Origin of the sequence: Phenylobacterium sp., from assembly GCF_044371015.1 — a bacterium.
Lineage (GTDB): Bacteria > Pseudomonadota > Alphaproteobacteria > Caulobacterales > Caulobacteraceae > Phenylobacterium.
This window is the reverse complement of record NZ_JBILUK010000238.1, coordinates 1-4,868: the sequence shown is the minus strand read 5'-3', so window position 1 is coordinate 4,868 and position 4,868 is coordinate 1. Positions and strand designations below refer to the sequence as shown.

General features: G+C 68.6%; 4 protein-coding genes and 1 pseudogene. All 5 read left to right on the top strand.

Annotated elements, in window-relative coordinates; translation table 11 throughout:
- A pseudogene (locus ACIQ3R_RS15335) lies at nt 1–217 on the top strand (ATPase); the annotation flags it as partial.
- Nucleotides 214–1,452, top strand: coding sequence for a TCR/Tet family MFS transporter (locus ACIQ3R_RS15330; protein WP_397419729.1), 1,239 nt, complete (start codon nt 214–216; stop codon nt 1,450–1,452). The pseudogene ACIQ3R_RS15335 and the gene ACIQ3R_RS15330, both read left to right, overlap by 4 nt.
- A gap of 62 nt (nt 1,453–1,514) precedes the next feature.
- The gene (locus ACIQ3R_RS15325; protein ID WP_397419728.1) at nt 1,515–2,930 is read left to right on the top strand and encodes a Do family serine endopeptidase; all 1,416 of its coding nucleotides are present in this window, start codon (nt 1,515–1,517) and stop codon (nt 2,928–2,930) included.
- A gap of 96 nt (nt 2,931–3,026) precedes the next feature.
- Entirely contained in the window at nt 3,027–4,643 is a 1,617-nt protein-coding gene (locus tag ACIQ3R_RS15320) for an AbgT family transporter (protein WP_397419727.1), read from the top strand.
- Between the two features lie 4 nt (nt 4,644–4,647).
- Nucleotides 4,648–4,868 (top strand): AAA family ATPase (locus tag ACIQ3R_RS15315; RefSeq protein ID WP_397419726.1); only part of this gene is annotated, 221 nt, incomplete at its 3' end.

Below are 4,868 nucleotides of genomic sequence, written 5' to 3'. Positions count from 1 at the left end.
TCCGCCGGGACTCTCTACTGAGGCGGAGGTTCGATTCGAGGCTGTGGGGGATGAGACCCGGGTGAGCGTCGAGCATCGCGGGTTCCACGCCGTGCCGGAGGGGAACGCGGCGCGGCATGGATTTCCGGACGGGCTGCTGCTGTCGAAGCTGGGAGAGTGGTGGCGGGCGCTGCTTTCATCGTATCGTGAGCAGGCGGGGCAGGGGAGTTCGCGTTGAGCAGTCCGGAATTGGCGGCGCCAAAAGGGCGGCAGGCGGGCTTCGCCTTCATCTTCGCGCTGGCGCTGATGAACTCGATCTCGTTCGGGATCATGATCCCGATCCTTCCGAACCTGATCCGCGAAATGACCGGGGGCGATACGGCTGCGGCGGCCGACTGGAATGTGCTGTTCGCCACCACCTGGGGGGTGATGCAGTTTGTCTGCGGGCCGATCCTGGGGATGTTCTCGGATCGGTTCGGGCGGCGACCTGTGCTGTTGTTGTCGCTGTTGGGCCTGGGGATCGATTTCCTGTTCATGGCGTTCGCGCCGACGCTGTGGTGGCTTTTGGTCGGGCGCATCCTGAACGGCGCCACGGCGGCCAGCTTCTCCACCGCCAACGCCTATCTGGCCGACGTCACCGCGCCGAGCGAGCGGGCCAAGGTCTTCGGCTGGATGGGTTCGGCGTTTTCATTCGGCTTCATCATCGGGCCGACCCTGGGCGGGTTCCTGGGCGAGTACGACCTGCGCCTGCCGTTCCTGGTGGCCGCGGCGATCACCTTCATCAACGTGGCCTATGGTTACTTCATCCTGCCCGAGTCCCTGCCGCTTGAAAGACGGGCCAAGGCCTATGACTGGCGTCGGGCCAATCCGGTCGGGGCGTTGAAGCTGCTGCGCTCGAAGGCGGGGCTGCTGCCGCTGGCGAGCGTGGGCTTCCTGTTCCAGGTCGCCCATGTGGTGCTGCCGACGATCTTCGTGCTCTACACCACCCATCGCTACGGCTGGTCGCCCGGCTTCCTGGGCCTGACGTTCCTGCTGACCGGGGTGCTGGGCGTGCTGGTGCAGATCTTCCTGGTCGGGCCCGCAGTGAGGCGGTTCGGCGAACGGCGTACGATGTTCATCGGGCTGACGGCCGGGGCGATCGGCTTCGCGTGGTACGGTTGGGCGCCGGATGGCTGGCTCTATCTGATCGGCACGCCGATCTTCGCGCTCTCGGGCTTCATCATGCCGGGCCTGCAGGGGCTGATGACGCGCAAGGTGGAGCCGCAGGAGCAGGGCCAGCTTCAGGGCGCCAACCAGAGCCTGTCGGGGATCGGTTCGATGCTCGGACCTGCGCTGTTCGGTCTGGTGTTCGCCGAGTCGCTGCGGCGCGGCTGGCCGGAGGGCCTGGCGATCTATCTGGCGGCCGGACTTCTGGTGCTGGCCATGGGGCTCGCGTCGATCGCGGCGCGGGCGGCGGGGCCGGCCAAGACCTGATCTCGCCACGATGCCGCCGAATTGCGGTGGTGCAAGCGGCGGCGTCTATCACCGGAGTTTTCATGCGCGCGTCTCGCGTTCCTATCCTCTTCGCCGTTGGCCTGCTGGGCGCCTGTTCACCGCGCGAGAGCCAGTCGCAACCCGTCTTGGCCGAACCCACCCGCGCAGCGCCGACCAGCGCGGCGGCCATGAAGATGTCGTTCGCGCCGGTGGTGCAGAAGGCGGCGCCGGCGGTGGTGAACATCTCGGCCAAGCGGCTGGTGCGCCAGCAGACGGACCCGTTCTGGCAGATGTTCGGCCTGGGCGTGCCGCAGGCGCGGCTGGCGGCTTCGCTGGGCTCGGGCGTGATCGTCCGGTCGGACGGGGTGATCGTGACCAACAACCACGTGGTCGAGGGCGGCCAGGAAATCACCGTGGCGCTCAATGACCGGCGGGAGTTTCCGGCCCGCATTCTGCTGGCCGAACCGCGAACGGACCTTGCGGTGCTGAAGATCGATCTTCCGCCGGGCGAAAAGCTGCCGGTGCTGGCGCTTGACGACAGCGACGGCACGCAGGTCGGAGATCTGGTGCTGGCGATCGGCGATCCGTTCGGCGTGGGCCAGACGGTGACCAACGGAATCGTCTCGGCTCTCAACCGCACCACCGACCCGACCGGCGACGGCGGCTCGGCCTATATCCAGACCGATGCGGCGATCAATCCCGGCAATTCCGGCGGGGCGCTGGTGGACATGGACGGCGACCTGATCGGCGTGAACAGCTTCATCCTCTCGCGCTCGGGCAGTTCCTCGGGCGTCGGCTTCGCGATCCCGGCGGCCGTGGTGCGGCGCGTGGTGGAGACCGCCGTCGGCGGTGGCCGCGCGGTGGTGCGGCCCTGGCTGGGCGCGCGCACCCAGACGGTGAGCGCCGAGATCGCGCGAAGCCTGGACCTCGCGTTGCCGCAGGGGGCGCTGGTGGCGGATATCTGGCCGGGCGGGCCCGCCGCCCGGGCGGGCCTAAAGACCGGCGACGTGGTGTTGCAGGCGGACGGCAAGCCGGTGACCGACGCGGCGGGCCTGAACTATGCGATCCGCAACAGCCGGCCGGGCGAAACCCTGAGCCTTGGCGTGCGTCGCGCCGACGGCCGCGACCAGACCCTGACCCTGCGCGCCGAAGCTCCGCCGGCGAACCCGCCGCGCGATGCGCGGACCCTGACTGGGCGGCATCCGTTCGACGGCGCCCAGGTGGTCAATCTCTCGCCGGCGGTGGCTGACGAGCTCGGCGTCGATCCGTTCGCCGGTCCCGGGGTGCTGGTCACGGGCCTGGACCGCGGCGCGGCGATGAACGTGGGCCTGCGCCGCGGCGACATCATCCGGGCGGTGAACGGCCAGCGGATCGGCAATGTCCGGGATCTCGCAGGGGCCGTCGCCCAGCCGCAGCGGCTGTGGCAGGTGACCATCGAGCGCGACGGGCGCGAGGTGTCGGCGACGTTCCGCGGGTAGGGATCCATCAGCCGTGTCATCCAGGACGTTCGGGCGCCGCGAATTCCGGGATGACACACTTGATTGAAGTCGCCTTTGCCGTGCTAGGTCAACGGCATGAGTGACGTTGCGCCTTCGCCCGAACCCGCCCCGACCAAGGGGTTTCTCGCCGCCATTGAGCGGCTGGGAAACAAGCTGCCGGAACCGGCGATCATCTTCGTCTGGCTGATCTTCGCCCTGATGCTGCTGTCGGCGCTGGGCGCGGCGATGGGGTGGCAGGCCTCGCTGGCCTATCCGGGCGACAAGGCGCCGCAATGGGGCGTGCTCGAGGACGGGCGGCTGACGTTCGTCGCCCACTCGCTGTTTTCGGAAGAGAACATCCAGCGCCTGTTCACCGAGATGCCGCGGACGCTGGCCGGGTTCGCACCGCTGGGCCAAGTGCTGGTGATCGTGATGGGCGCGGCGGTGGCGGAACGGACGGGCCTGTTGAGCGCGCTGATCCGCTACAGCCTGCGCGACACGCCGCGCGCCCTGCTGACGCCGACGGTGGCGCTGATCGGGATGGTTTCGCACCATGCCTCGGACGCGGCCTATGTGGTGTTCATCCCGCTGGCGGGGCTGCTGTACGCCGCGGTCGGCCGCCATCCTCTGGTGGGGATCGCAGCCGCCTTCGCGGCGGTCTCGGGCGGATTCGTCGGCAACATCACGCCCGGCCAGACCGACGTTCTGCTGTTCGGCTTCACCCAGGAGGCGGCCCGGATCATCGATCCGACCTGGACCATGAACCCGTTGGGCAACTGGTGGTTCATCCTGGCGGCGGTGTTCGTGTTCACGCCGATCATCTGGTTCGTGACCGACCGGATCATCGAGCCGCGAATGGGCGCCTGGGGCGGCGAGGCGGATGATGAGCTGAAGGCCGAACTGGCCCGTTCGGCGGTGACCGACGAAGAGCGCCGCGGACTGCGCTGGGCGGGTATCGCAGCGCTGGGCGTTGTGATCGCCTTCGCGGCCCTGGCGCTGTGGCCGGGCTACACGCCTCTGATCGACGAGACCCAGACGGGGCCGGCGCAACTTCAACCGTTCTACGGGGCGCTGATCGCCGGTTTCATGATGCTGTTCCTGGCCAGCGGCATTGCCTTCGGCATCGGCAACGGCACGGTGAAGAACGCCCGCGATGTGATCGGCAAGATGGCCGAAGGCGTGCGGATGCTGGCGCCCTATGTGGTGTTCGTGTTCTTCGCGGCGCACTTCGTGGCGATGTTCAACTGGTCGCGGCTGGGACCGATCGCGGCGATCAACGGCGCCGAGGTGCTGAGAGCAATGGCGCTGCCGGCGCCGCTGTTGCTGATGAGCGTGCAGGCCTTCTCGTCGATCCTGGACCTGTTCATCGGTTCGGCGGCGGCCAAGTGGAGCGCGCTGGCCCCCGTGGTGGTGCCGATGTTCATGCTGCTGGGGATTTCTCCAGAGATGACCACCGCCGCCTATCGGATGGGTGACAGCTACACCAACATCATGACGCCCCTGATGAGCTACTTTCCGCTGGTGCTGGCCTTCTGCCGGCGCTGGGACAAGAGTGTTGGGGTGGGCTCGCTGCTGGCGCTGATGCTGCCCTATGCGCTGAGTTTCATGGCGGCGGGGATCTCGATGACCCTGTTGTGGGCGGCGCTGGACCTGCCGCTCGGGCCGCACGCCCAGGTGCACTACACGCCGCCGGCCACCCTGACCGCACCCTGACCCCATGGCCGACCTCTTCGAAGCCGCCGGCCTGACGCCCGCCCAGCCTTCCCCGCTGGCGGATCGGCTCCGGCCGCAGCGGCTTGAGGAGGTGGTCGGGCAGGATCACCTGCTCGGACCGGAGGGGCCGATCGGGCGGATGGCGGCGGCCAAGCGCCTGTCGTCGATGATCCTGTGGGGTCCGCCGGGGACCGGCAAGACCACCATCGCGCGGCTGTTGGCGCG

Excerpts from the sequence above, each read along its gene's own strand:
- ACIQ3R_RS15320 (WP_397419727.1), top strand. The coding sequence starts at position 3,027 with ATGAGTGACGTTGCGCCTTCGCCCGAACCCGCCCCGACCAAGGGGTTT.
- ACIQ3R_RS15325 (WP_397419728.1), top strand. The coding sequence starts at position 1,515 with ATGCGCGCGTCTCGCGTTCCTATCCTCTTCGCCGTTGGCCTGCTGGGC.